Below are 4,123 nucleotides of genomic sequence, written 5' to 3' on the forward strand. Positions count from 1 at the left end.
GTCGGTCTGGGCGGGCAGGTCCGTGATGCCGACCGGGCAGGTCACCCCGTTGGGGCCGTGGTTGCAGTAGCCGTTCGGGTTCTTGTGCAAGTAGGCCTGGTGGTAGTCCTCGGCCAGGTAGTAGGGGCCGCCGAACTCGGCCGGCGCATCCGCCGCGTCCTCGATGGTCGTCACACAGGTGCCCAGGCCCAGGCGGGTCAGCTCGCCCTGGAAGGCCTCACGGATCCGCACGGCCGCCTCGCGCTGGGTGGGCGTCGTCGTCCACACCGCCGAGCGGTACTGGGTGCCGACGTCGTTGCCGTGGCGGTTGAGGTGCGTGGAGTCGTGGTTCTCCCAGAAGGCCCGCAGCAGGGTCTCCCCGCCCTCGCCGCAGACGGCCGGGTCGTAGACGACGCGCACCGTCTCGGCGTGACCGGTCGCCCCGGTGCACACCTCCTGGTACGTGGGGTTGGGTGTCTGGCCGCCCATGTAGCCGACCGACGTTGAGACGACGCCGTCCTGGCGCCACAGGATCCGCTCCACGCCCCAGAAGCAGCCGCCCGCCAGGTAGATGATCCGACTGCCATCGGGCCATGGCCCGTCCAGGGGCATTCCCAGCACCGGGTGGTCTCCGGGGGTGGGCAGGACCGGTGTCTCGCGGCCGGCCGGCGCCGATCCGCTGAGCGAGTGACGAAGGATGTTGAACATGAGGACACGCTACTGCCCCCGGCGCCTATTCCCTCCCGCGCTTCACTGACCGCGAGGAGCGGCCGGGGTCGAGGCGCGAGTGCGGGTGTCGGTCAGGTGCTCGGTGAGGACTCCGGCCCGGAGCTGTTCAGCCCCAGCTGGGTGAAGGCCCTCTCGCGCCAGTCGAGGAAGTTCTGGAACCCGCCGGTGAGTAGCGCCTGAAGCTCCTCACTGCTGTTGATAGTGACGATGTCCTGCTCCTGATCCTCCGCACTCATGTCTTGCGTGATGGCTTGCAGATTCTCGGCCGTGTGGTTCCCGCGCGGGATGATGAAGCTGGGGCCTCCCTGAGGGTTGACGATCATGAAGCCCGCCAAGATGCACAGATCAAAGATGAAGTCGCACTCACCGGCAGTGAGGTGGGCGTGCCCGGTCCCCGCCGTCATCGCCTCATCCTCCTCGAGCACATTGGAGAAGTGGAAGTCCTGGAGCCCATCGACATCGATGTCGGTTCCGTCCTCGTTGAGCAGCGTCGCGGATGATGGCCGGTCTGCGCTGGAGGGCGGGAAGACCTTCATGTGCATTCGACGCCGTCGCAAGAACTTCTGCACGCCGTCGCGATCCGGATCGACGAGTCGATCTCCGTTGATCTTGTACAGATAGAGAGAAAAGCCCATTGGATACATCCCGTCCGTGGCTGGAGTCCTCGTTTTTACAGAATGCGCGTCTACTCGTACTTTAATGCGGCTTGCATTTCCTGCCAGCTGTTGGCCACAACAATCTCAATCTCACCTCGGTCTGCGTCATCCCTTACCTCTTGCGGCAGTTGGTCGATCCGGTGATTCCCGTCTGGGATGACGAATAGTAGGGGTGCGTCCACGTGAACGAGGAGGAAGTTCGTCGAGACGCACAGGTCGTAGAGCAGTTCGCACTCGTCATCGCTGAGATGGGCGTGTGCAATGAAAGCGCTCAGCTCTGAGTCGTGAATGGAGGGGTCGGAGAGGATGAGATCTCGTGGGTAGCCGTCGGCGAATAATAGTACCGAACCGTCGGCGTTCACCAGGTGTGTCGTGTCGCTGGAGTGTGGGCTGCGCTGAAGACTTAATCCTCGGCGCTCAAGAAAGTTCCACAACCCCTGCTTGTTGCCTCCGATGCTGCGTCCATCGCTGAATCTGTAGAAATACATTGCATAACCCATAGAACTCTCCTTGCGTCATCTCAGCATCTCAGGGGGTTGGTTGTTTTCTTGGGTTCCTTAGGATCTGAGCCGGGCATTTCTCGCGGTGCCCGACGGAAATTCGGAGGGGCTGCGCGAAAAACGCCCGGCTCGGTGGAAGGGGAGCGGAGAAGAGGCTCAGACCCGCTCGACCTTGACGATCTCGGCCTTGATCTCCCGGCCGGTGGGGGCCTCGTAGGAGACGGTGTCGCCCGCGCGGTGCCCCATGAGCGCCTGGCCCAGCGGGGCGTCGGGGGAGAAGACCTTGACGCCATCGGGCACGTCCTCGGTGATCTCCTGGCCGCCCAGGGCGAAGACCTGCTCCTTGCCCGCCACCTTCGCGGTGACGATCGTGCCGGCCGAGACCGAGCCGTCATCGGCCGCCTCTCCGATCTGGGCATTCTCCAGGGTCTCCTCGAGCTGGATGATGCGCGCCTCGTTGAGCCCCGCCTCCTCGCGGGCGGCGTGATAGCCGGCGTTCTCCCGCAGGTCACCCTCCTGGCGGGCCGCCTCCACGCGCTGGGCGATCTCCTTGCGCTTGGTCGTCTTGCGGTGTTCGAGCTCGGCGGACAGGCGGTCGTAGGCCTCCTGGGTGAGCCAGGTGCCCTGTGACTGCTCCGACATGGGTCCTCCTTCGATGACTGGTGCTGGTCGCTCGATGACCGGCTGGGCCACCTTGCGACGACGACACCCGGCGGCTCCTCGTGGGGCCAACCGGGTTTGATGCGCGAGTCTACGCCATAACCTGAAAGAACTCTGATTGCAGGTCGTGAGGTGCTGGGGAATTGTGGCGTGACAATGCTGTCCGAGATGGCCAAAACGCCGCTAACCTGCTTGAACAACGTCGGGAGATTTTTGTCGGGAAAGTCGGTGGGAGAAAGTCTGTCCAACGGTGTGGGGCGCGCTGTGACGCTCTCGCCGCGTGTTGCAGGGCCCCAGTGCACCTACCTCAGGATCGCCAAGAAGCAGGCCACGCACTGGCAGGCCCACGCCGCCACGGTGCACACGTGGAAGATCTCATGGAAGCCGAACCAGTGCGGCGCGGGGTCGGGCGTCTTGCGGGCGTAGACGACCGCACCCAGTGTGTAGGTCACGCCGCCGGCCACCAGCAGCCACACGATCGCCGGGCCGCCCATCCGCCAGAACTGCGGTAGGAACCAGATCGCCACCCAACCCAGGATGATGTAGAGGGAGGTGGTGAACCAGCGCGGAGCGTGCATCCACAGCAGGTTCGTGGCCGTGCCGATCGCGGCACCCGCCCACACGATGCCCAGAACCAGGGTCGCCGTGCGTGCTGGCAGCAGCGCTGCCGACAGGGGGGTGTAGGTCCCGGCGATGAGCAGATAGATGTTCGCGTGGTCGATCCGCCGCAGCGTGGCCGCGACCTTCGTGGGCCAATGGCCGGTGCCGATGTGGTAGACGCCGGAGTTGGCGAACAGCAGCAGTGAGCAGGTCATGTAGATGGCGCAGGCCCACTTCAGGCCCGCTCCCGGCGCCAGGACGGTCAGAACGATGCAGGCGGCCAGCGCCAGCGGCGCGGTGCCGGCGTGGATCCAGCCGCGCAGCCTCGGCTTGACGGAGGCGATGACGTCCTTGGTGCCTTTGGACGCGGTGCGGCGCGGTGCCGGTGTCGGCGGTGATGGCGTCGGAGACATGGGTGTGAGCGTCCTTCTGGGTCACAGGGGTTGAGGTCAGGATCGGCCTCGACCTTACGAGTCCGTAGGTTACGCGAGCGTAGGTTGTGGTGGTAGCCGTATGGACGGGGATGTGACACCGGCCGTACCGCCGTCAACGTGAGTGGGCGTCCGGCTCTCCGCTCCGGCCTGAGACGGTCGGGCGCGTGGCTGAGTGTCCTGACGTGCCCCTGTTGTGCCCTGGTGGCCCTGGGGGAACCTGACGACCTGATTAGAGCCGGCTGTTGACCGTCTCGTCCAGCGCGGAAGGGATGGCGCGCGATACCGTTGTGGATGGCCCCGCGCCGTCGGGCCCCCTTCCCCTACAACCCCACCGAGGAATCCCGAGGAAACGGCATGGCAGGCGACAACATCCTCTACGACATCTACGCGCGCCGGCTGGCGGCGCGTATCGACCCGGCCACGGTGCCCCATCACGTGGGAGTCATCCTCGATGGCAACCGGCGCTGGGCCAGGTCCATGGGGTTCGGGGCTGCTCAGGGGCACAAGCGTGGCGCGGACAAGATCGAGGAGTTCCTCGGCTGGGCCGAGCAGATGGGGGTCCAGG

General features: G+C 65.3%; 6 protein-coding genes. 1 reads left to right on the forward strand and 5 read right to left on the reverse strand.

The window, feature by feature from the left end:
* The 5 genes from msrA to RWR81_RS12755 all read right to left on the reverse strand — a co-directional run.
* On the reverse strand, positions 1–687 hold a 687-nt coding region (gene msrA, locus RWR81_RS12735), incomplete at its 3' end, for a peptide-methionine (S)-S-oxide reductase MsrA (RefSeq protein WP_314458092.1).
* Between the two features lie 92 nt (positions 688–779).
* On the reverse strand, positions 780–1,343 hold the full coding sequence (locus RWR81_RS12740; RefSeq protein ID WP_075406868.1) for a hypothetical protein: 564 nt from the start codon (positions 1,341–1,343) through the stop codon (positions 780–782).
* A gap of 50 nt (positions 1,344–1,393) precedes the next feature.
* Positions 1,394–1,864: a hypothetical protein gene (locus RWR81_RS12745; RefSeq protein WP_075404904.1), complete on the reverse strand. Its 471-nt coding sequence runs from the start codon at positions 1,862–1,864 to the stop codon at positions 1,394–1,396.
* 156 nt (positions 1,865–2,020) lie between these two features.
* Positions 2,021–2,506 carry a transcription elongation factor GreA gene (locus tag RWR81_RS12750; protein WP_314458093.1) on the reverse strand — a complete coding sequence of 162 codons (486 nt, stop codon included), beginning with the start codon at positions 2,504–2,506 and terminating at the stop codon, positions 2,021–2,023.
* Positions 2,507–2,826: 320 nt separating this feature from the next.
* A complete protein-coding gene (locus RWR81_RS12755; RefSeq protein WP_314458094.1) occupies positions 2,827–3,537 on the reverse strand; it encodes a hemolysin III family protein in 711 nt (236 codons plus the stop codon).
* A 375-nt stretch (positions 3,538–3,912) separates the two neighbouring features.
* On the opposite strand from RWR81_RS12755, the gene RWR81_RS12760 reads away from it, so the two are divergent.
* On the forward strand, positions 3,913–4,123 hold a 211-nt coding region (locus RWR81_RS12760), incomplete at its 3' end, for an undecaprenyl diphosphate synthase family protein (RefSeq protein ID WP_314458095.1).

This window comes from uncultured Actinomyces sp. (assembly GCF_963526355.1).
Taxonomy (GTDB): domain Bacteria; phylum Actinomycetota; class Actinomycetes; order Actinomycetales; family Actinomycetaceae; genus Actinomyces.

Excerpts from the sequence above, each read along its gene's own strand:
- RWR81_RS12750 (WP_314458093.1), bottom strand. The coding sequence starts at position 2,506 with ATGTCGGAGCAGTCACAGGGCACCTGGCTCACCCAGGAGGCCTACGAC.
- RWR81_RS12755 (WP_314458094.1), bottom strand. The coding sequence starts at position 3,537 with ATGTCTCCGACGCCATCACCGCCGACACCGGCACCGCGCCGCACCGCG.
- RWR81_RS12745 (WP_075404904.1), bottom strand. The coding sequence starts at position 1,864 with ATGGGTTATGCAATGTATTTCTACAGATTCAGCGATGGACGCAGCATC.
- RWR81_RS12740 (WP_075406868.1), bottom strand. The coding sequence starts at position 1,343 with ATGGGCTTTTCTCTCTATCTGTACAAGATCAACGGAGATCGACTCGTC.